We start from the raw sequence: 23,932 nt of genomic DNA, 5'->3' as shown, positions 1-23,932 counted from the left end.
CGCGGCTTTCAGATCGTCTGCTTTTTGCCGTCCTTCGACGGCATCAGGTCGACGCCGTTGAGCTTGCCGATATGGGTGGCCAGCATCGGCACATACTGCTCGGCCGGCCCCGCCGCGAAGGCGGTCGCGAACGAATTCTTGGTGGCGTTGCCAAGCGGATTGGCGATGCCGGCTGCGCCGGCCATCGATTCCAGATAGGTCAAATCCTTGAAGGCATTGGCGATGGAGAATTTGTGGGCGTCGCGGTCGCCTTCCAGCGTCCAGCGCATGAAGGTCTGGTAGAAGCCGCAATCCATGCGGCCCTTGCGGATCACGCTGTCGAAGCGGGGCGGCGAGATGCCGACCTTCTGCGCCAGCGCCAAGGCTTCCGAATAGATCGCCGCGTAGCCGAGCGAGATGAAGTTGTTGAGCAGCTTCATGCGGTGGCCGTCGCCGGTGTCACCGATATGGACGATGCGGCCGGCCCAGGTTTCGATCACCGGCTTCAACCGTGCGAACACCGCGTCGGGCGCGCCGACCATGGCGTCGAGCGTGCCTTCCCAGGCCTCCTTCGGCGTGCGACTGAGCGGCGCGTCGACATAGTCGACGCCGAGCGCCCTGAGTTCGGCTGCCAGCGCGACGGTAGAGACGGGATCGGATGTCGAGCAATCCACGACCACGCAGCCTTGCTTCAGACCTTCCTTCAGCCCGCCGGGGCCGCGGATGATCGCCTCGACCTCACGCGAGCCGGTGACGCAGATGAAGACGATGTCGGAGGCCGCTGCCACTTCTTTGGACGTGGCCACTTCCTTTGCGCCGCGGCCGAGCAGGTCATCCGCCGGCTTGCGGTTCTTGCGGCCGAGGAAGGTGAGCGGATAGCCCTTGTCGACGATGTTCTTGGCGATGCCATGCCCCATCAGGCCGAGGCCGATGAAACCGATGTTTTCGCGGGCAGCGGTGGTGGTCATGTCGTTTCGTCCCTGTCTTTCCTGATGGTCGGCGCCGGCGCGACCGGCCGGCGAGCTTTGCTGGAGAAGGTTTTCGCGGATCGCGGTTGGCAGGCCGTTGCTGAATGCCATATTGTCTGACAATACACACAATCCTTGAGAAATGTGGAGAGCAAAATGACGAAGCGGATCATGTTCACCGGCGGCAGCGGCAAGGCCGGCCGCCATGTCGTGCAGTATCTGGTCGAGCATGGCTGCCAGGTGCTCAACATCGACACCAAGCCGCTCGACAACCCGAAGGTGCGCACGCTGATCACCGACATTACCGACAGCGGCCAGGTGTTCAACGCGCTGTCGAGCTATGCCGGGCTGCATGAATTCGATCCATCGCTGCGCGCACAGCCGGTCGACGCCGTGGTGCATTTTGCCGCCATCCCGCGGATCATGATCACCCCGGACAACGAGGTGTTCCGCATCAACGCGATGGGCACCTACAACGTCATCGAAGCGGCGGTGAAACTCGGCATCCGCAAGGTGATCATCGCCTCCAGCGAGACGACCTACGGCCTGGTCTTCGCCAACGAGCCGCGCAACCCGACCCATTTCCCGCTCGACGAGGACTATGACGTCGATCCGATGGACAGCTACGCCCTGTCCAAGATCGTCAACGAAAAGACGGCGCGCGCCTTCGCGCTGCGCAGCGGTTTCGACATCTATGCGCTGCGCATCGGCAACGTCATCGAGCCGCATGAATATGCGCTGTTCCCGAAATGGTTTGCCGATCCCGGTTTCCGCAAGCGCATTGCCTGGAGCTATATCGACGCCCGCGATCTCGGCCAGATCGCCTTGCGCGCCATCGAGAAGGATGGGCTGGGCTATCAGGTGTTCAACGCCGCCAATGACGAGACCTCGTCCGATCTGCCGACGGCCGAGTTGCTGAAGCGTTTCTATCCAGGCGTGCCGGTGAAAGCCGAGCTCGGTGAATTCGAGACGCTACTGTCCAACCGCAAGGCGCGGGACGTGCTCGGCTTCCGCCCCGAACACAGCTGGCGCAAATACGTCAAAACAGCGTGAGGGCCGACAAACATAGGTTGAGCTGTGCACAGCGCGGCGTCTAGCGGCAAAGGCGGCCTTGCCGCGCTTGACAGCTTCTGAAAACCGGACTTTCTGGGCGTATGCGGGACGCAAAGCCGAACAACGATAAGAGGCCGACGAAAGCGGCATCCGCCGAGCGTATGGCTGGCGTTCGCCGGCCGGACGCGCCGCGCATCCCTGGTGCCAGCGTGCACACCTCGCTGGCCAGCGAAATCGGCCTTCGGATCGTGCGCGGCGACTACCCGCCGGGCACCATCCTGCCCAACGAGGCCAAATGGTCGGAGACTTTCGACGTCAGCCGCTCCGCGGTGCGCGAGGCGATCAAGATGCTGATGGCCAAGAGCCTTCTGGCATCACGTCCGAAAATCGGCAGCTGGGTTGAGCCGAAGGAGCGCTGGAACCTGCTCGACCGCGACGTGCTCTCCTGGTACGCGACGTCGCCGGACCGTGAAGTCTTCCTGAAGACGGTGCAGGAATTCCGCCACATCATCGAGCCCGAGGCGACGGCTTTTGCCGCAATGCGGCGCACCGATGAGCAGATGGCCGAGATCAGCCAGGCCTGCCGCGAGATGGGCGAGGCGACCAATCTGCAGGAGCGGACGCGCGCCGACACCCGCTTCCACCTGGCCATTCTCAGGGCCTCCGGCAACGATCTCCTGGTGCCCCTGGGCGTCCTGATCGAATCCGCCTTCAATCATCTCTTCGCCTATACGACACGCGAGCTGGACGACCTGCAGCACGCCCAGAAACTGCACGAAGCGATCGAGAGGAACATCCGGCTGCAGCGGCCGGATGCTGCGCGCAACGCCGTGCGCAAGCTGCTCGCGAATACCGACGACGTCATCCGCTCGCGCTAAGGCCTACCGATACCCGGGTGAGGCCCGGTCCGACCTCGACAAGTCCTTAGTCTCCTTCTCGCGCCCGAAAGCGACGCGCAACTCGTCCTTGGCCTTTTCCAGAACTCGCTTGCGCTTCTCCGGCAGGTTCCTGCCGGCGCGGTTGATGTAGAAATTCAGCATCGACATCGCGGATCGGAACGGCTCAGCCTTGCGGCGATGGCTGTGCTCAGCCGAGCGCTTCAGCGAGGTGGCGATCCTCTTGGCATCGTCGGATTCGAAAATGTGCTCCTCGAGATCCAGCGCATCGCTGTGCGCGGTCACTTCGGCCGACCATTTTTTCCTGGCGGTCATGGCGAACCTCCTTCCTGGGGCACAACTCCCCTTGGGCACAACGCTCTCTTGGGGCAAAAACTCTGGGCGGCATGGCCGGTTCCCGATTTCTGGAGCCACGGATTTGTCCCTTGTGGCGCTGCTCGGCACCGGGAATGCGCCGATACTTGGGGTGGAAACCGCCCGATCACCAACAAGCGCGGACAGGAAAGGTGTGACGACAACCGTCTCCAGCCGGGCAGATGGCCCCAGCATCGACAGCGCCTATGCATGGGTACGGCTCGGCGTCTCGATGCTTTTGTCGACGATCGGCGGCGCCGGCATGTGGGCGGTGGTCGTCGTTCTGCCCGCCGTGCAGGCCGAATTCGGCGTCGACAGGGCCGCGGCTTCAATGCCTTATACCGCGACCATGGTCGGCTTCGCCGCCGGCAATATGCTGGTCGGACGCGCCATCGACCGCATGGGTTACTGGATCCCGGCGCTCGTCTCTGCGATTGCGCTCGGCGCGGGCTTCCTGCTCGCCTCGCTGACCAGCTCGATCCTTGCGTTCAGCCTTGTCCAGGGGCTTCTGATCGGACTCGGCACATCGGCGATCTTCGGCCCGTTGATCGCCGACATCTCGCACTGGTTCAACCGGCGCCGTGGCGTCGCGGTGACCGCGGCCGCATCCGGCAGCTATCTTGCCGGAGCAGTCTGGCCGACGGTGATGCCCTATGTCATGCAAGGCGAAGGCTGGCGGTTCACCTATGCCGCGATCGGCATCTTCTGCCTCGCTACCATGGTGCCGCTGGTGCTGATGCTGCGCCGCGGCGCGCCGCTCGAAGCCACCCATGGCTCGCCGGGAAGCCGGCCGACGCAGCCAATCTCGCTGTCGCCGGCGGCGTTGCAGATGTTGCTGGTGATTGCTGGCTTCGGCTGCTGCATGGCGATGTCGATGCCGCAAGTGCATATCGTCGCCTATTGCATGGATCTCGGCTACGGCGTCGCGCGCGGCGCCGACATGTTGTCGATCATGCTGGCGGCGGGCGTTGTCAGCCGCATTGGCTCAGGTTTCCTCGCCGATCGCATCGGCGCGGTGAAAACTTTGATCATCGGTTCGGCGCTGCAATGCCTGTCACTGCTGTTCTATATTCCCTTCGACGGGCTGGCTTCGCTCTATGTGGTGTCGCTGGTGTTCGGCCTCTCCCAAGGCGGCATCGTTCCCTGCTATGCGATCATCGTGCGCGACTACATGCCGGCCAAGGAAGCCGGCCAGCGCGTCGGCATCGTCCTGATGGCGACGATCTTCGGCATGGCCGTCGGCGGCTGGATGTCGGGCTGGATCTACGATCTAACCGGCTCCTATGCCGCCGCCTTCCTCAACGGCATCGCCTGGAACCTGGTCAATCTCGCGGCGATTTTGCTGCTTATGTGGAAGGCGAGGCGAGGCGCGGAAGCGCCAGCCTGATTTCCGCCGGCAACCCTGGCCATTGCAAGCTTGTCTACCGGCGCAAAGGGAGGGGTCAGGTGGATAGTCGTCTGTGCTCTTTCGCATGACGTCGCGTCCGAATACTGGGTGCAGCAGGCTATTTACTTGGAAAGGCTTTCGGCGGAATATCGCGAAAGTGGGAGGAAGCACTCGGAAAATCTCCTGAATAAATGCGCTCGAACGGCTTCCGCCCGTTGAATGCAAGGGAGGATAATCATGAGACGTACTTTCCCGCTCGCGGCATCCGCCGCGGCGTTGTTGCTCGGCGTGCCCTCCGCCTTCGCGCAGTCCGGCGGCGTCGAGAAAGCAGTCGGCGGCTACAGCTTCGAGGAAGCCGCAAAGGAAGCCCCCACCACCAAGGATTTCCATTCGGCCGATGGCCATCTCACCTTCGCCATCGTCACACATACGGCCGGCAACGGCTTCTTCGATCCAGTCTATGTCGGCGCAACCGCCGCCGGCAATCTGATCGGCGCCAAGATACTGCTGCTCGGCTCGGAATCTCCGACCGACGACCCGGCCCGCGAGATCGAAATCCTGAATCAGATCGTGCAGGATCCGACGATCGACGGGCTGATCATGACAACGCCCCAGGTCGGCGCCTATAATGACATCGTCAAGGCTGCCGCGGCCAAGGGCATACCGGTAGCAACGACCAATTCCTTCGACGGCACGATCCTCGACCGCAGCGGCATCAGCCACACCGGTCAGGACGCCTCCGCCGCGGCGATCGCCGGCGAGGCACTCGTCAAGTGCCTGGCGGACAAGGGTATCGAGAAGGGCTCGATCGTTCTGCCGTCATCGACCGCGATGGGCAACATCGAGGTGAACAATCGCGTCACCGCGGCCTTCAACGCGATCGTCAAAGGCCTGAAGGATGCCGGCAAGCTCGAGGCCTTCAAGGTCGACGCAGGTCCCGAGAACACCGGCATCGACACCAATCCGAACGATCCGGTGAACGGTATCGTGACGCTGTTCGAGTCGCGCGGTGACGTTGTCGGCGCCTTCGCCGGCAACAACGTGTTCACGCCCGCGCTGGCCAAGGCCGTCGCCCAAACCGGCAAGACCGGCAAGATCTGCGCCTATGGGTTCGACCTCGGTCCGGCGCAGCAGGATGCGTTGAAGAGCGGCGACCTGACCGGCGCGCTCGGGCAGCAGCCCTTCCTGCAGGGCTTCTATCCGGTCATGCAACTCTATCTGCAGATCGATCGCGGCATCGCGGCCGCCAATCTCGACACGCGCGCCCAACTCGTGACGCAGGAGACCGTTGGAAAGGTCGGCAAGCGTTTCGAGAACTGAATGTCAAAGCGACACTGAACCGGCGCGGGAGGGCTGGTGTCCTCCCGCGCATTTTGGCCTTCGGAACCTTTTATCAAAGAATGCCCGCTGAAGCTCTCGCTCGTCGCCTTCCACCCCAGCTCATCGGCGGCTGGGAAATGGGATTGCTTGCCCTGCTGGCGCTGATCTATCTCGGCGGGGCTGCCGTCAATCCGACGTTTTTCGGCTCGCCGGAGGCGTTCCATGCACTGCTTCGCGATACCTCTCGGGTCGCCATCATCGCCGTCGGAATGACCTTCGTCATCATCAACAAGGACCTCGACCTTTCGGTCGGTTCCATCTACGGCCTTGTGGCCGTCGTTTTTGCGAGGCTGTTCGCGCCAAGCTTCGCCGATCTCGGCATCGTCATGTCGGTGACCGTCTGCGTCCTTCTTGGGATGGTGATCGGCCTCGTCAACGGCGTGCTCGTTACCATCCTAAAAGTGCCGGCGTTCATCGCCACTTTGACCACGCTTCTGATCGGCCGCGGCTTCGTCCTCGCCCTGACGCACGGTCAGGCGATCTACTATCCAGGCAAAGCGAAGGAGGCCCCGCTCTTCTTCCATTTCGGCGAGACGAACGTCTTCGGCTTCAACAACCAGATCGCAATCTTCGCGATCGTTGCCGTGATCGGCGCCTACGTGCTCGCCAACACTCGCTGGGGCTACGAAACCTTTGCGACGGGCGGCAACGAGCAGGCAGCAGTCTATGCTGGCATACCGACGAACTGGGTGCGCATCCGTGCCTATCTGCTCTCGTCGCTCTGTGCCGCCGTTGCCGGCCTCCTGTCGGCCGCTCAGGACAAGGGCGTGACCCCGCTTTACGGCGTCAGCGGCGAACTGACCGTCATCGCCGCGGTGATCATCGGCGGCGCTTCCATTCTCGGCGGTCGCGGCCGCGTCGCCGGGTCCTGCCTCGGCGCCACGCTGGTCGTTCTGCTGGACAAGGTGCTGCGCGAGGGTTTGCCGATCACGCGCACCATCAAGATCGGCGAGGAGGAGGTGACGGTCAACGCCGTCTACTCCCTGCCAGTAGGCGCGGTGCCGGTCTTCCTCGGACTGCTGCTTGTCATCGCAGTGCTGATCGAACCCTATCTCATCCGCCGCCAGGTCGCGGCGCGCCTCTGGGCATGGCTGCGCGGCAGGCCGCCGCCGCCGGCCTTCGAGATCGGCGGCGTCGCGCTCGAGGGCGTGGTGACCAAGGGCGCGATGGCGACCGACATCGCATTGTCGGCGACCGGGTTCGGCAAGTTCCTCGCCCGGCGCGATGCCCTCGCCGTCATCCTGACAGTGGTGCTGTGGCTCACGGGTCTTTTCCTCAGGCCGGATTACTGGTGGAACCTGTCCAACACTTTCGCGATCCTGCTCAACTATACGGAACTGGCGCTGATCACGGTCGGGCTTACCTACGTCATCGCGGCCGGCGATATCGACCTCTCCGTCGGAGCCGTCCTGGCGCTCGCCGGCAGCGCGGCGGCCTATTTCCTGAAGGTCCTGGGTACCGACCCCGTCACCGCTATCGCGATGGGCCTGCTTGCGGGAATGCTTGCCGGCCTCGTCAATGCCGTCGTCGCCGTTGGCTTGAAACTGCCGGCCTTCATCGCAACGCTTGGCATGTTCTACATCGCCCGCGGCCTCGCGGCCTGGTTCGTCGCCGGGCAGCAGCTTACCGGCTGGCCGGAGGGCTACAATTTGCTCGGCCGCAAGGTGAATGACATCCTCCTTCACTTCAGCATCGTGCTTCCGGATGGCATCCTCAGAACACTGGCCGAGGTGGTCAGCGTGCAGACCATCTGGATGATCTTCGTCGCCGTGATTGCCGGCGTCGTGCTCGCCTACACGCCGTTCGGGCAAAAGGTCTATGCAACCGGCGGCAACATCCGCGCCGCCGCCTATGCCGGCATCAACACCAACCGGGCGCGCTTCATCTCGCTCATGCTGGCGGCGTTCTGCGCGACGATGGCCGGGATCATCAACGTCGCCTATTTCCGAAGCTTCAACCCCGTTGCAGGCCAGTTCCGCGAACTCGACGCCATCGCGTCGGTGATAATCGGCGGCGGGTCGATCTTCGGCGGCTACGGCACCATGCTGGGTTCTCTGGCCGGTGCAGCCGTGATCACACTCGTTAGGGCCCTCCTGCAGCTCAATGTCCAGGGCTTCAGCATGCCGCAGCATTGGATCAATGTCTTCATCGGCGTCATCCTCATTGTCGCGGTGCTGATCGACATCTGGGTGCGCCAGGCCAATATCTTCGGTCGCCTGCGAGCCCGCCTCGCGCGAGGCGCACGAACCCGGGAAACCATTCATGCCTGATGCTGCGTTGCCTCAACCGATCGTGGAAATGCGAAGCATCGAAAAAGCCTTCGGTGCCGTTCAGGCGCTTCGGAAAGTCGATCTAGTGCTCTATCCCGGAGAGATCCTTGGACTGGTCGGCGACAACTCGGCCGGCAAGTCGACGCTCATGAAGATCCTGACCGGCGCCTATCAGCGCGACGCCGGCGAAATCCTCGTCGCCGGTCAACCGGTGCACTTCAAGAGTCCGCATGAGAGCCGCGATGCGGGCATCGAGATGATCTACCAGGATTTCGCTCTTTGCGGAAACATGGATGTCGGCCAGAACATCTTTCTCGGCCGCTGGCCGCGCAAAGGCCCTTTCGTCAATCGCCGCAAGATGTACGCGGAAGCCGATAGCGTGCTGAAGCGGCTCAAGGTGGACGTGAACTCCGTTTTCCAGAAGGTCGAGAGCCTGTCGGGCGGTCGCCAGCAATCCGTGGCGATCGCCCGCGCGATTTCGTTCGAGCCACGCGTCGTGATCCTCGACGAACCGACCGCCAATCTCTCGGTGATGGCGACCGCGCGGCTCCTCGAGACCATGCTGGAACTGAAAAGGCAGGGTGTTGCCCAGATCATCATCTCGCATCGGCTGGTCGACATTTTCGCCGTAGGCGACCGTGTCATGGTGCTCAAGCGCGGCGAGAATGTCGGCGACCGTCATGTCAGGAACACCGACGAGCACGAGGTCCTTGAGATCATCGTCTCCGGCACGCGGGAGCAGGCGCTTACCGCCGATCAAGCGAGGGCGGTCTGACCACCGAGGCATTGACCCCGGGGTTTATCGCCTCTGCCGGGGGTCGGCTGAACCAAAATTCGTCGGCTTGACAACGGCCATGGCCTGCGCGACCCAACCGGAATGGGACGGGCTGTGAAACATGGTTGCTGTGGCTAAACTGTTGATCGTCAACTCGCCGCTGCGCTCCTTTCGTGCAAAAAGGACAAGGCGGTGACAAGGCCGCGCTCGCGGCGCGGCGGCGGCCGCCCGACCATCGCCGACGTGGCGCGCAAGGCGGGCGTGGGCGCCATCACCGTGTCGCGTGCGCTGCGCGAGCCTGGGCGGGTTTCGGAAGATCTGCGCCGGCAGATACAGGTCGCCGTCGACGAGCTCGGCTACATCCCGGACCCCAATGCGCGCGCATTGGCCTCGGCGCGCGCGGAGGTCTTCGGCGTGCTGGTGCCGTCGCTCACCAACAATGTCTTTGCCGAAGTGGTGCGCGGCATCTATGACAGTCTTTCGGACAGCCCTTTCCGCATCCAGATGGGCAATACCCACTATTCGGGCCTGGAAGAGGAGCGGCTGCTGCAGCTGTTCGCCTCGCAGCGCCCGGCGGCGCTTATCGTCGCCGGCATCGACCAGACGCCGCAGTCGCGAAAGTTGCTGGAGACGGCCGGCTGCCCGGTGGTGCAAGTGATGGAAACCGGACACGATCCGGTCGATATGCTGGTCGGCTTCTCGCATTTCGACGGTGGCCGCGCTGCCACCGAGCACCTGATCGAGGCAGGTTATCGGCGCATCGGTTTCATCGGCGCGCGCATGGACCCGCGCTCGCAGCGGCGCCTTGCCGGCTATCGCGCGGCCATGGAGTCGGCCGGCCTGTTCGATCCCCGCCTGGTCACCACCACGCCGCTACTGTCCAGCGTGACGCTCGGCCGCGAGCTTTTGCGCGATGCCCTGGCCAAGATGCCGTCGCTCGACGGCGTCTTCTGCAACAATGACGATATCGCGCTGGGGGTCTTGTTCGAATGTCGCCGCGCCGCCATCGCGGTACCGAAGGCCATCGGCATCGTCGGCTTCAACGACCTCGACATGATGCAGGCGGCGTTCCCGTCGGTCACCAGCGTTCGCACGCATCGTTATGAAATCGGACGGCAGGCAGTGGCGATGGCGCTGGCGGCGATTGCGGGCCGGAGGCCCCAGCAGAGGGTTGTCGATCTCGGTTTCGAGCTCATTCGCCGCGAGAGCACCGCACGTTGAAACACGCAAAGACGACTGTGCAAATGCCGGTTTACTACCTTGCATGGTAGCGCTACCATCTTCTGCGTCGAGCAATAAGATGGCAGACGCGAGGCGCTGTTTATTATACATAAGCAAACAGTCCGTACTTGTTTATTATGTATAATATGATAGTTTGCTGAATTGCCCTCAGGCGAGGCAAGAGGAGGCAGCGGGCGGCAAAGGTCGGCCGGCAGGCGATTGGATGCGGCAGGAGGTGCCGGCCAAAACGCCAGGACTTAATCAACAAGCAGAACTGCAACTGGGAGGAATACTGATGATCAAGTCACTTGTTGGCGGTGTGGTTGCCGCCACTGCATTTGTCATGCTGAGCTCGTCGGCGATCGCCGATCCGGAAATCGTCAAAGGGCCCTCGGCCGAGCCCGACTGCTTCGCGCCCTGGGCGGCCGACACACAATTCTTCAAATATCCGAAGAAGGAAGGGCCCTATCGTATCGCGCTCGCGAACGGCTACATCGCCAATACCTGGCGCATCCAGATGATCCAGACGGCCAAAGCCTATGCCGCGCAGCCGGACGTCGCCAAGAAGCTGAAGGAATTCAAGGTGGTATCGACCGGCGAGGATGTGCCGGCGCAGATCTCGGCGATCAATAACTTCATCGATTCCGGCTTCGACGCGATCGTCGTCAACGCCCAGAACCCGACCGCGTTCGGGCCTGTGATCAAGCGCGCCAAGGAAGCCGGTGTCATCCTGGTTGCCTTCGACAACATCCTCGACACCAAGGACGCCATCAACGTCAATGTCGACCAGAAGGGGCTCGGCGAATTGTGGGGCAAATGGCTGGTCTCGCACGTTCCGAACGGCGGCAAAGTGCTTGAGGTGCGCGGCGTCGCGGGTACCTCCGTCGATACCGACCGGCACAATGGCATTCACGAGGTTCTCAACGCGTCGGGCAAGAAATGGGACGTCACCGAGGTCGTCGGCAAGTGGGACGACGGCGTGGCGCAGAAAGCCACGGCCGACGCGATCGCCACCAGCGGACCGTTCGACGGCATCACAGGGCAAGGCGGCGATACCGGCATCGTGCAGGCGATGATCGACGCCAAGCATCCGTTCGTGCCGTTCGGCGGCGAGACGGAAAACGGCTTCCGCAAATTCTGCGCGGCGCATGCGGCGGACGGGCTGAAATGTTCGTCGGCCGGTACCGGCCCGGCGCAGGTTGCCGTTGCCATCAAGACGGCGATTGCCGCGCTCGAAGGCAATGTCGTGCCGCAGTCGGTCAAGCTGCCTTTGGCCATCGTCGAGGATCCGAACTTCAAGGCAGGGCAGGACTACTTCCCCGATCAGTCCGACAATTTCTTCGTCGGCAATTCCTTCCCGACCTGCGGCATCAATTTCACCGCGCAGGAAATCATGGGCCAGACCAAGGAAAACAAATAGTCTGACGGACCGGCGTCGCGGAAGCCGCGGCGCCGGCCGCTTGATGCCAATCACGAACTGGCCTGGGGAGGGCTGATGAACGGCGCGGCTCCGCTCTTCCGCATGGAAGGCATATCCAAGCGCTATGGCGGCGTGCGCGCCCTGGAAAAGGCCGATCTCACCGTCACGGCCGGCAGCATCCACGCCATTCTCGGTGAGAACGGCGCCGGCAAATCGACTTTGATCAAGGTCATGGCCGGTGTCGTCGCGCCGGATGAAGGTACCATGACCCTGGACGGCCGCGAGGTGACATTTGCTTCGCCCGCCGCGGCAAACCAGGACGGCATCGTCTGCATCTTCCAGGAGCTGTCGCTCATTCCGGAGCTGAGCGTCGCCGACAACATCGTCATATCCGACCCGCCGAAACGCTTCGGCATGATCGATCGCAAGGCGCAACGGCGCCTCGCGGAACAGGCGCTTGCCCGCGCCGGTGCCGCCGATATTCACCCCCTGGCGCTGATCAAGGACCTGCCGCTCTCGCGACGACAGATGGTCGAGATCGCCAAGGCGTTGGCCAGGAAGCCGCGCATCCTGATCCTCGACGAAGCGACGTCGGCGCTGACCGCCGCCGATGTCGCGAAGGTCTTCGAGGTGCTGAAGCGGTTGCGCCAGGAAGGGCTGGCGCTGCTCTATATCTCCCACCGAATGAACGAGATCTCCGAGCTTGCCGACCAGTGCACGGTGTTTCGCAACGGCCGCAATGTTGCCAGCTATCGGGCTGGATCGAAGAGCGACAACGAAGTCGTCGAGCTGATGATCGGCCGGGAATACAGCCACATCTTTCCGCCGAAGCCGACCAGGCCCCAGACGGTTGCGGCTCCTGTGCTGGAGGTGCGCAACCTGTCCTGGAGCGATAGGCTGGACAATATCTCGCTCTCGGTTGCGGCCGGCGAGGTGGTAGGATTGGGCGGGCTCGACGGCCAGGGTCAGCGTGAGCTGCTGCTGGCGTTCTTCGGCGTTCTGCGAGGTCTTTCCGGGCAGATCCTGGTCGACGGCAAGAAGGTTTCGATTGCCAGCCCGGCAGCCGCCAGCGATGACCGTATCGGCATGGCGCTGATCCCGGAAGACCGCAAGACGGAAGGGCTGATGCTGCCGATGACGGTGCGCGAGAACGTTTCCTTCGCAGCACTAGACAGGCTGTCCAAGGCCAGCGTCATCGACCGTGCCGCCGAGCAGCGGCTGATCGATGACATGGTTGAATTACTGGCCATCAAGACGGCGGGGCTCGATATCCCTGTCGGGGCGCTGTCCGGCGGCAACCAGCAGAAGGTGGTGATCGCCAAATGGCTGATGCGGCAGCCGCGCATCATTCTGCTCAACGATCCGACGCGCGGCATCGATGTCGGCACCAAGCAGGAGCTCTATCAGCTGATGCGTAAGCTCGCCGACGCCGGCGCCGCGATATTGTTTTATTCGACCGACTATGACGAGCTGATCGGCTGCTGCGACCGCGTGCTCGTGCTTTATGACGGCGCCATCAAGCGCGAGCTGGTTGGCGCCGATATCACCGAGCACGCGCTGATCGCCAGCGCGCTGAATATCCACGGCGGCAGCGGGCGGGCAGAACAAGGAGAGGGCGCGTGAAGGATTGGCGCTATTGGCTGGCCGAACAGCGCGGAACGCTGCTGGCGTTCGCCATCTTCATCGTCATGTTCGCGATCTACAGCGGCAATCATCCAGCCGGCTTCACGGCCAATGTCGTGCAGACGGCGGCGAACAAGGGCGTTCTGCTTGCCTTCGTGGCGATGGCGCAAACGCTGGTTGTGATCACCGCCGGCATCGATCTCTCGGTCGGCATGATCTTCACGCTGACCAATTGCATGGCTTCCTGGCTCGTCATCGGCACGGGTCTCGAGACGGCGTTCGGATTGGTGGCTGTGCTTGGCACCGGGCTCGTCTGCGGGGCAATCAACGGCGCCATCGTGATCTACGGGCGCCTGCAGCCGATCGTCGCTACGATAGCCACGGGCGCCGTCTATTTCGGTCTCGCGCTGCTTTTGCGACCGGTTCCCGGCGGATCGGTCAACGAGGACGTCGCCGATTTCCTGACAGGGCGCTTCTTCGGCGTCGTGCCGGCAAGCCTGATGGCGCTGTTCGTCGTCGTGCTTGTCGTGTGGATGCCGTTCCGCCGCTCCGAGCTCGGCCGCGCCGCTTACGCTGCTGGCTCGTCCGAAACGGCAGCCTATATGTCGGGTGTGCCGATCCGCAGGGGCAAGTTCCTTGCCTACACGCTGGCCGGACTGCTTGCCGCGATTGGCGGCCTGTTCCTCACCTTCTTTACCTATACGGGCGAGGCTGCCTATGCGAGCGGCAATGCCTACACGTTGTTCTCGATCGCGGCAGTTGTGCTCGGCGGCGTCTCGCTGTTCGGGGGCAAAGGCAGCGCGATTGGCGCGATCTTCGGAGCGCTCGCCTTCCGCACCATCGGCGACCTGCTGTTCGTCTTCGATTTCGACCCGCTCTGGCAGCCGCTGTTCCAGGGCATCATCCTGTTGATCGCGGTCAGCCTCGGCGCCTTCGCGCTGTTTCGGGTGCGCAACCGGCTGGAGTGGTTCCTGTGAGCGAAACGACGCTTGGCGGCATCGCCAGCCGCATGCCGAAATTCATCCGCCGCGCCGATCCGGCGGTGGCGACCGCCTTTGTCTGCATCGTTATCCTGCTTCTGCTCGGTAGCCTCTATTCGCGCAGTTTTCTCTCGCCGGAATATCTCCTGCAGCAGCTGAAGGTCGCGTCGTTCCTCGGCGTGATCGCCACCGGCATGATGCTGGTAATCCTGCTCGGCCAGATCGACCTTTCCGTGCCGTGGTCGGTGGCGACCGGCGCGATGATGGCCTGTGCCGCTGCAGCCTACGGTCCGGTCGGCGTCGCGCTCGCCATCCCGTTCGGCGTCCTGTGCGGGGTCGCGATCGGCATCGTCAACGGCGTCGGCGTGGCTTATTTGCGCATTCCCTCGATGATCATCACTCTAGCCACCAACGCCGTCGCGCAAGGGCTGATGGTGGTCTATACGGGCGGGTTCTCGCCGCAGGATTCGGCGACAGCGGCGATGCGCTACCTTGCGACCGGCTTCACCATTCCGGGGGTGCCGAACGCGGTGATCATCTGGGCGCTGATAGGGGCGGCAATGGTTTTCGTGCTGACCCGCACCTCCTTCGGCCGCGTCGTTTACGGCATCGGTAACCGTGAGCGCGCCGCCTATCTTTCCGGAATCGACACGCGCCGCGTGGTGCTGATTGCCTTTGCCGTCTCCGGCGGGCTCTCGGCCTTCGGGGGCGTCCTGCTCGCGGGCTACGCATCGAAGGCGGCGCAGTCGATGGGCGACGCCTATCTGTTGCCGTCGATCGCCGCCGTGGTGCTGGGCGGCACTTCGATCCTCGGCGGCCGCGGCTCATATCTTGGCACCGTCGCCGGCGTAATCCTGATCACGCTGCTGCAATCGATCCTGTCGGTCATGCAGATGCCGGAGGCGGGGCGGCAGATCATTTACGGCGTCGTGATCGTGGCCATGCTTTTGCTCTATGGCCGTGCGCCGGCAAGCCGCTGAGGATGAAGGATCGTAAGGTCACAGCCGTCGGAGGTTTCCATTGAACGACATCCGGTCAGCGCCGGCCATAGTCGTGATGGGGGTCGCCGGCTGCGGCAAGACGGTGATGGGCGAAGCGCTGGCCGAGGCGCTGGGCGCGGTCTTCATCGAGGGCGACCGGTTGCATCCGCCGAAAAACGTGGCGCGCATGGCGCGCGGCGAGCCGCTGACGGATGCGTTGCGCGAGGGTTGGCTCGATGCCATCGGCGAGCGCATCGCAGCCTCGGTCGGCGAGGGACACAAGCCGGTGGCGGCCTGTTCGGCGCTGAAGCGCAGCTACCGGAACCAGCTGCTCAGCTTTTGCCCGGGCATCGTCTTCCTCTATCTGAAGATCGATCGCGAGACTGCCCGGCGACGGGTGTCGGGGCGCAAAGGCCATTTCATGCCGGCGAGTCTGGTCGACAGCCAGTTCGCGACCCTGGAAGAACCGGAGCCGGACGAACCGGCGGTGACGGCGGATGGCGCGCGGAGCGTCGCCGCCATCCTTAAGCAAGCACTGAGCTCAAGCCCCTCGAGCTGAACAGGTTCAGGCGACGCACTTTTCAGTCTTCGTTCTGATGCATGTCGTTGACCCAAAACCGCTGCGCGTCTGGGGGAGTGCATTATGCGGCGTCGGCGCCGATCGCGGCTTGATCCTGCTGTCCGGTGAGCCGGTTGGCGCTGGACCAGGCCATCATCTGCTCGGGATGCAGTTTGACCGCTTCCAGCAGCCGGTCGCGCTTGAGCAGGATATAGGCCGCTTGCAGAACGAGGTTCTTTGCCGCCACGTCCTTTGCCGGCCGGGATGCAGGCTGGACAGCGTTGGGCTTCAGTTCGGGACTGACGATCGCCCGGTATTCGCGAAAGGGCACTGTCTCCAGGGTCGACATGCCAAACAGCGCAGCGCCGGCGCGCGCCGCAAAATTCGCCGGCGCCGAGGCGAGGTGGGTCCAGCCACGCTCGCCCATGGCGCTCTCGGTGAAGGTAGATCCCGCGTGGATGGTGTTGGTCATCAGCACGACTCCGTTCTCCTTCAGCGCCTTCTGGATGCGCGCCGTAACCTGGTAGGCTTCGGCGCGCTCAAAGACGATGCGGCTCTTCAGAAACCGGTTTTCGACCTCGACCAGCGGCTTGTTGATCACATGCAGGCCGAATTTGCTTTCCGAAAAGCCGTGGAAGTTGACGCTCACCTGGTGCGCTTCGATGCCGGCTTCGAAGAGGGCGCGCTTGCCCATGATGGTCTGGGCGACGAACTGATCGCACCAGACGATGGCGCCGCGGCCGCGCTGCAAGGCCTCGCGCAAGCCGTCGATGCCTTCCAGCCGGATCGCCGGCGACCAGCGCCTGCCAGGCGCCAGATGAGCGGCAAGCATCAGACGGCGGCGATGCGCGGCGGCGAGATGTCCCCTGAAAAGGCTTCGCGTGTCGGCATCATCGCCAAGCACCGCTTTGATCGCCACGTCATACCGCGCGAAATCCTTGCGAAAATGACGCTTGTGTCGAAGCGTCGAAACCCAATCGCAGATCGGCGCCCACCAGGCCACCGGCAGCACCGCCGCCACCCCGAGATAGAACATGGATAGCAGGCTTTCGCGCAGATCCTTGTTGGAGACGCTGCGCAACTTGCCGGGGCGGAGGAGCTTGCGGCTGAAGAAGCGGACGGTCTCGCCGCGCTCCGGCACTGCAACGTCGGCGATGATCTCGGTATGATAGATGCTGGCGGATGACGGTTGCCGGTTGGCCCTGCGGGACTTGCCAAGCCGAGGCAGCCTCATGCGTTAGATACCCCCAAACCTTGATCCATCCGTCAGCCGATTTACAGCGTCTGTCGCGGACAGACAACCAACGGCGAGACGGCGCGGCTGAGCGGTCAGATCTGCGACGTGAGTTCGACCGGGAAATCGTCGTTGTCGGCGTCGCGCATGGCGGCGAGGCTGCGGTTGTCGAGCACCTCGGCGATCGCCTGGCGCACTTCCAGCATCATGTGGCGGACCTGGCACGTCGCCTCGTCGCAGTCCTCGCAGCGCTGATATTGCGTGCGGCTGGCGCAAGGGATCGGCGCCAGCGGCCCGTCGAGCACGCGCACGACATGGCCGATCTTGATCTCGGAAGCGGGCCTGGCGAGGCGATAGCCGCCTTCCTTGCCCTTGCGGCTCTGGACGAAGCCGGCATTGCGCAATTCGCCCAGAATGGCGTCCAGGAACTTCTTCGGGATGTTGTTTGCGACCGCTATGTCGTTGACGAATGCAAGCTGGCCAGCCGGCAGGCCGGAAAGATGCACGAGGGCCTTGAGGCCGTATTTGCCTTTTTTGGTCAGCATGCCCGATTCAGTTTATCAAACCCCAATCGCCTGCATCTGGCGGTTGTTTGTGTGCAAATCATGACAGTTTGGCCGCGCTACGCGGTTTGGCACAACAATTCGTCGACACAGGTTAGGCACAAACGCGTTGATTCTTCGTAATGTTTTTCACATTGGCCGCGTTGATTTCGCCGGCAAAGTGATGCCGGCTCCAGATTGAAAAAAGCCGGCGATGCCGACGGCGATGACGGCTTTCCACTTCTTTTGATTGTAAGCGCTACCGGCTGCCATAGGCCTGATCGAGCAAGCCGCCTGCCGCGAAATGCTCTTTCTGCACCCTATCCCAGCCGCCGAAGATCTCGTCTACCGTCAACAGGCGCACGTCGGGGAACTCGGCTTTGTATTTGGCGGCCACTGCTGCGTCGCGGGCCCGCAGGCCGTTGCGGGCGGCAATGTCCTGGCCCTCGGGCGAATAGAGGAATTCGAGATAGGTCTTGGCGAGATCGCGGCTACCGTGCTCGTCGGCGATCCTATCGACGATCGCCACCGGGAATTCGGCCAGCAGGCTGACTGAAGGCGTGACCTGCTCGAACTTGTCGTCGCCATATTCCCTGCGGATGCCGCGCGTTTCGGATTCGAAGGTGATCAGCACGTCGCCGATCTCGCGCTGCACGAAGGTGGTGGTGGCGGCGCGGCCGCCGGTGTCGAAGATCGGCACGTTGGCAAACAGCTTGGCGATGAACTCCTTCACCTTGGCGTCGTCGCCCTTGAAGGCTTCCTTCGCGTAAGCGGTGGCAGCGAGATAGGTATAGCGGGCATTGCCTGATGTCTTCGGGTTGGGGAAGATCACCTGCACGTCGTCACGCACCAGATCGTTCCAGTCCTTGATGTGCTTGGGATTGCCGGCACGAACAAGGAAGGACGGCAGCGAATAGAAAGGCGATGCGTTGTCTGGGAAATCCTTCTGCCAGTCCGCGGAGATCAGACCCCTCTTGACCAGGAAATCGACGTCGGTGACCTGGTTGAAGGTGACGACGTCGGCTGCCAAACCTTCCGCGATGGCACGAGCCTGCGCCGAGGTTCCGGCGTGGGACTGATCGACGGTCACGCCGGGATGCTCAGCGATGAAAGCCTTGTTGATGTCGGCAAACAATTCGCGGCCGACGTCGTAGGAGGCATTGAGCAGCTTGTCGGCCGACCAGGCTTGGGAGGACGCGAGGACGACGAAGCCGGCAAGCGTGGCAATACCCAGCAATAAGCGCTTCATGAAAACGGTCCTCCTCCAGACAATCAGAACTATGGTGTGACCATAAAAAGGAAAGCCTGGCTGCGCGAGGCACGCGGTCCGGGGGACGCACGAGCAGCGGGAAAATCTCCCGCCCGAACAGCCGCTTGGTAGGATTTCTTCCAACCTGTTCATCGCGGCTCCTCTACCGGGCGCCTGGACGTGGCAGGCGGCAAATAGGTCAGGAGGCCGGGAAAAGCTTCCAGCGCCTCGGCCTGAAAGCCACCCGGCTCTTCTGTGCCGCCGGATGGTCGACCGGCAGCTCGATCTCGACGCGCTGACGCTCGCCGCCGATCTCGAGCTCGACCCGCCTTGTGCCGGCGACGCGGCGGCTGGCGGCGACCGTCCCGGCAATGCAGCCGCTGCAGCCGTCGAGCAGCTCGACATCGTGCGGACGAAAGTAGAGCAGGGCCTCTCCCGACTGCGCATGCGGTGCCTGCAGACCGACCGGCCGGTCGGCCAGCCAGATCTCGCCATTGTCAACCTTGACCGGCAGCGAGCTCGATTCGCCGATGAAGCTGTAGACGAAAGGCGAGTTCGGCGTGTCGTAGATCTCGTCGGCCGAGCCGACCTGCTCGATGCGACCTTGGCTCATGACGACAACGCGGTCGGCGAGTTCGAGCGCCTCCTCCTGGTCGTGGGTAACGAAGACCGTGGTGTGGCCGGTGGCGTCGTGGATTTCGCGCAGCCAGCGGCGCAACTCGCGGCGCACCTGCGCGTCAAGGGCGCCGAATGGCTCGTCGAGCAAAAGCACCTTGGGCTCGATGGCCATGGCGCGAGCGAGCGCCACGCGCTGGCGCTGGCCGCCGGAAAGCTGCGCCGGATAGCGCTTTTCCAGCCCCGACAGCTGGACGAGGTCGAGGAGTTCCGAAGCGCGGCGGCGGATCTCCTGCGCCGAGGGACGCGCGGCGCCGTGCCGGACCTTGAGGCCGAAGCCGATATTGTCGGCAACCGTCATGTGTCGGAACAGAGCGTAATGCTGGAACACGAAGCCGACATTGCGCTCCTGGATCGACTTCTGCGAGGCATCCTCTTCGCCGAAGAAGATGGCGCCCTTGGTGGGCCGCTCCAGGCCGGCGATCAGGCGGAGCAGCGTCGTCTTGCCGGAACCGGATGGCCCGAGCAGCGCGATAAGCTCGCCCGACCTGATGTCGAGCGAAACGTCGTGGAGCGCCGGAAACCGCTCGAACTCCTTGCGCACGTTGACAACGCGAACTTCCATACAGATCCCTCAATCAGTTGATGCATGCTACGCGGTTTCGGGCGGCATGCATCTAATGTCCGCGCGTCGCGGCAATCTCGGCGCCGTAGCGCATCTCCAGAAGTGTTTTCAAGACCAGCGTCACCAAAGCCAGACCGGCGAGCAGCGAAGCGACCGCGAAGGCGCCGACGGCGTTATACTCATTGTAGAGAATTTCCACATGCAGCGGCATGGTGTTGGTGAGGCCGCGAATGTGACCTGAGACCACCGACACGGCGCCGAACTCGCCCATGGCGCGCGCGTTGCAGAGTAGCACGCCGTAGAGCAGGCCCCATTTGACGTTGGGCAGCGTCACATACCAGAAGGCCTGCCAGCCATTGGCGCCGAGTGACAGGGCCGCCTCCTCGTCGCCATTGCCCTGTTCCTGCATCAGCGGGATCAGCTCGCGGGCGACAAAGGGGAAAGTGACGAAGATGGTTGCGAGCACAATGCCCGGCACGGCGAACAGGATGACGATGCCATGCGCCTTCAGCCACGCGCCGAGCAGGCCTTGCGCCCCGAAGAGGAGCACATAAACCAGGCCGGAAATGACGGGCGACACCGAGAACGGCAGGTCGATGAGGGTGGTCAGAAAGGCCTTGCCCTTGAACTCGAACTTGGCGATCGCCCAGGCAGCCGAGATGCCGAAAATGAGGTTGAGCGGCACGGAGATCGCCGCCACCAGCAGCGTCAGGCGGATCGCCGAGCGCGTGTCGGGGCTGGCAAGCGCCTCCGTGTAGGCGCCGATGCCTTTGCTAAGCGCCTCGTGGAAGACAACGATCAGCGGCAGAAGCAGGAAGACGGCGAGGAAGGCGAAGGCTATTCCCATCGCCACCCAGCGCACCGGCCGACTTTCGGTCACCGCGGCCGACTGGCTTTCGTGATGCGGTTCATAGGATTTGATCTCGGGATCAGCCATAGCGCTTGCGGCTCCATGTCTGGACGAGGTTGACGACCAAAAGCATCACGAAGGACAGCGCCAGCATGATCGCGGCGATCGCGGTCGCCGCCTCGTAATTGTATTCCTCGAGCCTGATGACGATGAGGAGCGGCGCGATCTCCGACTTGAAGGGCAGGTTGCCGGCGATGAAGATGACCGAGCCGTATTCGCCGACACCGCGCGCGAAGGCGAGCGAGAAGCCGGTGACGATGGCCGGCGCCAGTCCCGGGAAGAGTACGCGGGTGATGGTCTGGAAGCGGTTGGCGCCAAGCGTGGCGGCAGCTTCCTCGACCTCCCTGTCGAGCTCCTCCATGATCGGCTGGACGGTGCGCACCACGAAGGGCAGGCCGATGAACACCAAGGCGATGACGATGCCGAGCGGGGTGTAGGCGACCTTTATGCCGAGCGGCATCAGAAGCTGGCCGATCCAGCCATTCGGCGCATAGAGCGTGGTGAGCGCGATACCGGCGACTGCGGTGGGCAAGGCGAAGGGCAGGTCGACCATCGCATCGGCGATGCGTCGGCCGGGGAAGCGGTAGCGGACCAGCACCCAGGCGACGATGGTGCCGAAGACGACGTTGACCGCGGCGGCCAGGAAGGCGGTGCCGAAGCTGATCTTCAGCGCATTGAGAGTGCGCCGGTCGACGGCGATCGCCCAGAAGTCGGTCCAGCCGAGCGCGGCCGAACGCCAGACCAGCCCCGAAAGCGGAATGAGGATGATGAGCGTGAGGTAGGCAAGCGAGAAGCCGAGCGTCAATCCGAAGCCCGGAATGACACTCGGCTGTCTGAACCGCCACCCCGCCTTGGCGGGTGCTGTGTTCATGCTGTTCTGGATCGTCCCTTCTTACTCAGACCAGAGTGCCCTTCGCCTCGGCTCGGGCACTCGTACAATAGACCCAATCAGGTTTCATCCGGCCTATGGCCGCCATGCTTCATTGGGCGGGCTTGTAAATCTGGTCGAATATACCACCGTCGCCGAAATGATAAGGCTGCGCCTTCTTCCAACCGCCGAATTGCGGATCGTCGATGGTGACAAGCTTGATTGCTGGGAGCTTGGCGAGATCCTCGGCAGGCACCAGGTCGGGCTTGGCCGGACGATAGTGGTTCTTGGCGATGATGGTCTGAGCTTCCTTCGAATAGAGCCATCTCAGATAAGCCTCGGCGACCTTGCGGGTGCCCTTGGCGTCGACATTGCCGTCGACGACGGCGACCGGCGGCTCGGCCAGGATCGAGGTCGGCGGGTAGACGATGTCGAAATTGTCGGCGCCGAATTCATCAAGCGCGAGATAGGCTTCGTTCTCCCAGGCGATCAGCACGTCGCCCAGCCCCTTCTGCGCAAAGGTCACGGTCGAGCCGCGGGCACCGGTATCGAGGACCGGGACATTCGCATAGAGCTTGCCGACGAACTCCTTGGTCTTGGCTTCGTCATTGCCGTCATTGGCATTGGCATAAGCCCAGGCGGCGAGGTAGTTCCAGCGCGCGCCGCCCGAGGTCTTGGGGTTCGGCGTGATTACCTGGACGCCGTCCTTCACCAGATCGCTCCAGTCATGGATGCCCTTGGGATTGCCCTTGCGCACCAGGAAGATGATGGTCGAGGTGTAGGGGGCCGAGTTGTTCTCGAACTTCGTGCGCCAGTCCGGATTGATCTTTTTCGTCTTCGCGGCAATGGCGTTGATGTCGCCTTCGAGCGCCAGCGTCACGACATCGGCGTCGAGACCGTCGATGACGGCTCGCGCTTGGGCGCCGGATCCGCCATGCGACTGTTGGATGGTAACGGTTTCTCCGGTCTCCGCCTTCCAGTGCGCGGTGAAGGCCTCGTCATAGGCTTTGTAGAGCTCACGTGTCGGGTCGTAGGACACATTCAGAATGGTCGTATCGGCAAAAGCGAAACCGAGCGAGCCGAACTGGACAGATGTGGCGACCAGCGCGCCGAGCAGTTTCCCGAAATGAGGGTTGGTCATTTCCGCCTCCGTTGAACGGCCCGAACTCTAGCGAATTTATAGAAATTAGATGCACTCAATGTTGCCTTTTTCATCTCCTTGCAGCAATTTTTCGCCGAGGGGCGGCCAGTCGAAGAAATATCTTCCTCACTTGCCAGCAGCGTGGTTCCTCGTCAGCGGGCCTAATTAGAACCGGCCGCGATCCGGGCAAGTCCTGTGCCCTAGTCGGCGGTCACCGGAAAATCGAAGCGCTGCTTTGGGAACGGCTCGTCGGCGAGGGTGAAATGCCACCATTCCCGCGCATAGTTGCGGAAGCCGGCGGCGCGCATGGCCGAAACCAGCATCGTGCGGTTTGCCGTCGCTTGGAGGGGCAGCGGGCGGTGGGCCGTCTCGCTCGCCGAATCGAAACAGTCGAATCCGGTGCCGAAGTCGAGCGTGCGGGCGTCAGTCGCGCCGCAAGCGGAATGAGCCGGGCTTGTCTTGTCAAGCTCAGCGACGGCGAGGTCAACGGTCGAGCCCCGCGAGTGGCTGGACAGTTCGCCGACATAGCCCTCGGCGATGAGGTCGCCGCGCTCGACCTTCGGATACCATTGCGGATCGGGCGGGCCGCCTTGCCTTGTCCATCTGACCATGTCGGCGACGGCGCGTGCCGGGCGGTAACAGTCGAAGACGATCAGCGTGAGGCCCTCGGCCGTCATTGCTTTCTGGACGACGGACAGCGCCTTCGCCGCCGGCGCGGTCAGGATGCAGACCGGCGCTTCGTAGCCGTCGACCTCGCGCTGCAGGAAGTTTCCCAGCCCGGCTTAGCGAATGTCCTGGCGAATGGTCGGATCGACATCGGCGAGCCGGACGAATCCGGCGGGCAGGGGGTCGGCGTGGGCGGAGAAGGCAGCCAGGAGAGCCAATGCGGGAGGATTATAGCTG

The 23,932-nt window shown here is 63.1% G+C and carries 22 protein-coding genes; 12 read left to right on the top strand and 10 right to left on the bottom strand.

The genetic code is table 11. From position 1 onward, the window contains the following. Positions 1-8: 8 nt before the first annotated feature. Positions 9-947, bottom strand: coding sequence for an NAD(P)-dependent oxidoreductase (locus P9254_RS05195; protein WP_278054262.1), 939 nt, complete (start codon positions 945-947; stop codon positions 9-11). A gap of 156 nt (positions 948-1,103) precedes the next feature. Between P9254_RS05195 and P9254_RS05190 the strand changes: the two genes are divergently transcribed. Beyond that, entirely contained in the window at positions 1,104-2,000 is an 897-nt protein-coding gene (locus P9254_RS05190) for an NAD-dependent epimerase/dehydratase family protein (RefSeq protein ID WP_095783976.1), read from the top strand. Between the two features lie 101 nt (positions 2,001-2,101). Next, the gene (locus tag P9254_RS05185; RefSeq protein ID WP_278054260.1) at positions 2,102-2,878 is read left to right on the top strand and encodes a FadR/GntR family transcriptional regulator; all 777 of its coding nucleotides are present in this window, start codon (positions 2,102-2,104) and stop codon (positions 2,876-2,878) included. Between the two features lie 3 nt (positions 2,879-2,881). Here P9254_RS05185 and P9254_RS05180 read toward each other — a convergent pair whose 3' ends face one another. Further along, a complete protein-coding gene (locus P9254_RS05180) occupies positions 2,882-3,211 on the bottom strand; it encodes a DUF3175 domain-containing protein (protein WP_278054258.1) in 330 nt (109 codons plus the stop codon). Positions 3,212-3,482: 271 nt separating this feature from the next. On the opposite strand from P9254_RS05180, the gene P9254_RS05175 reads away from it, so the two are divergent. From P9254_RS05175 to P9254_RS05130, 10 genes are all read left to right on the top strand, one after another. Then, positions 3,483-4,637: an MFS transporter gene (locus P9254_RS05175; protein ID WP_442920300.1), complete on the top strand. Its 1,155-nt coding sequence runs from the start codon at positions 3,483-3,485 to the stop codon at positions 4,635-4,637. A gap of 237 nt (positions 4,638-4,874) precedes the next feature. Beyond that, positions 4,875-5,957, top strand: coding sequence for a substrate-binding domain-containing protein (locus P9254_RS05170; RefSeq protein WP_095802325.1), 1,083 nt, complete (start codon positions 4,875-4,877; stop codon positions 5,955-5,957). An 80-nt stretch (positions 5,958-6,037) separates the two neighbouring features. Further along, a complete protein-coding gene (locus tag P9254_RS05165; protein ID WP_278054253.1) occupies positions 6,038-8,287 on the top strand; it encodes an ABC transporter permease in 2,250 nt (749 codons plus the stop codon). Further along, on the top strand, positions 8,280-9,062 hold the full coding sequence (locus P9254_RS05160; protein ID WP_066990523.1) for an ATP-binding cassette domain-containing protein: 783 nt from the start codon (positions 8,280-8,282) through the stop codon (positions 9,060-9,062). Before P9254_RS05165 ends, P9254_RS05160 begins: the two co-directional genes overlap by 8 nt. A gap of 192 nt (positions 9,063-9,254) precedes the next feature. Further along, complete coding sequence (locus tag P9254_RS05155) at positions 9,255-10,283, top strand: LacI family DNA-binding transcriptional regulator (RefSeq protein ID WP_067328901.1); 1,029 nt, start codon at positions 9,255-9,257, stop codon at positions 10,281-10,283. Positions 10,284-10,578: 295 nt separating this feature from the next. Continuing rightward, on the top strand, positions 10,579-11,703 hold the full coding sequence (locus P9254_RS05150) for a sugar ABC transporter substrate-binding protein (protein ID WP_066990529.1): 1,125 nt from the start codon (positions 10,579-10,581) through the stop codon (positions 11,701-11,703). 75 nt (positions 11,704-11,778) lie between these two features. Continuing rightward, positions 11,779-13,326, top strand: a complete 1,548-nt coding sequence (locus tag P9254_RS05145) for a sugar ABC transporter ATP-binding protein (protein ID WP_278054252.1) — start codon at positions 11,779-11,781, stop codon at positions 13,324-13,326. Next, a complete protein-coding gene (locus P9254_RS05140; protein ID WP_067328907.1) occupies positions 13,323-14,303 on the top strand; it encodes an ABC transporter permease in 981 nt (326 codons plus the stop codon). The genes P9254_RS05145 and P9254_RS05140 overlap by 4 nt, the downstream gene beginning before the upstream one ends. Further along, positions 14,300-15,286: an ABC transporter permease gene (locus tag P9254_RS05135; RefSeq protein WP_278054250.1), complete on the top strand. Its 987-nt coding sequence runs from the start codon at positions 14,300-14,302 to the stop codon at positions 15,284-15,286. Before P9254_RS05140 ends, P9254_RS05135 begins: the two co-directional genes overlap by 4 nt. Positions 15,287-15,362: 76 nt before the next feature. After that, positions 15,363-15,845: a gluconokinase gene (locus P9254_RS05130; RefSeq protein WP_278054708.1), complete on the top strand. Its 483-nt coding sequence runs from the start codon at positions 15,363-15,365 to the stop codon at positions 15,843-15,845. A gap of 82 nt (positions 15,846-15,927) precedes the next feature. On the opposite strand, the gene P9254_RS05125 is transcribed toward P9254_RS05130, so the two are convergent. From P9254_RS05125 to P9254_RS05090, 8 genes are all read right to left on the bottom strand, one after another. Further along, positions 15,928-17,079 (bottom strand): hypothetical protein, encoded by a 1,152-nt coding sequence (locus tag P9254_RS05125; RefSeq protein WP_278054248.1) that lies wholly within the window; start codon positions 17,077-17,079, stop codon positions 15,928-15,930. Between the two features lie 95 nt (positions 17,080-17,174). After that, positions 17,175-17,624 carry an RrF2 family transcriptional regulator gene (locus P9254_RS05120; protein ID WP_013530871.1) on the bottom strand — a complete coding sequence of 150 codons (450 nt, stop codon included), beginning with the start codon at positions 17,622-17,624 and terminating at the stop codon, positions 17,175-17,177. A gap of 256 nt (positions 17,625-17,880) precedes the next feature. Further along, positions 17,881-18,870 (bottom strand): sulfate ABC transporter substrate-binding protein, encoded by a 990-nt coding sequence (locus P9254_RS05115; RefSeq protein ID WP_278054246.1) that lies wholly within the window; start codon positions 18,868-18,870, stop codon positions 17,881-17,883. Positions 18,871-19,069: 199 nt separating this feature from the next. Beyond that, a complete protein-coding gene (locus tag P9254_RS05110; RefSeq protein ID WP_095831663.1) occupies positions 19,070-20,110 on the bottom strand; it encodes a sulfate/molybdate ABC transporter ATP-binding protein in 1,041 nt (346 codons plus the stop codon). A gap of 52 nt (positions 20,111-20,162) precedes the next feature. Continuing rightward, on the bottom strand, positions 20,163-21,047 hold the full coding sequence (cysW, locus tag P9254_RS05105; RefSeq protein WP_067328919.1) for a sulfate ABC transporter permease subunit CysW: 885 nt from the start codon (positions 21,045-21,047) through the stop codon (positions 20,163-20,165). Next, positions 21,040-21,891, bottom strand: a complete 852-nt coding sequence (gene cysT, locus P9254_RS05100; RefSeq protein ID WP_066990552.1) for a sulfate ABC transporter permease subunit CysT — start codon at positions 21,889-21,891, stop codon at positions 21,040-21,042. Before cysT ends, cysW begins: the two co-directional genes overlap by 8 nt. A 109-nt stretch (positions 21,892-22,000) precedes the next feature. Then, positions 22,001-23,029, bottom strand: coding sequence for a sulfate ABC transporter substrate-binding protein (locus P9254_RS05095; RefSeq protein WP_127242007.1), 1,029 nt, complete (start codon positions 23,027-23,029; stop codon positions 22,001-22,003). Positions 23,030-23,229: 200 nt separating this feature from the next. Then, positions 23,230-23,793, bottom strand: a complete 564-nt coding sequence (locus tag P9254_RS05090; protein ID WP_278054705.1) for a M15 family metallopeptidase — start codon at positions 23,791-23,793, stop codon at positions 23,230-23,232. Positions 23,794-23,932: the final 139 nt, after the last annotated feature.

This window comes from Mesorhizobium sp. WSM4983 (assembly GCF_029625765.1).
Classification (GTDB): Bacteria; Pseudomonadota; Alphaproteobacteria; order Rhizobiales; family Rhizobiaceae; genus Mesorhizobium.
Note: the sequence above shows the minus strand (reverse complement) of the source record. Positions and strands in the feature narration are given on the sequence as shown.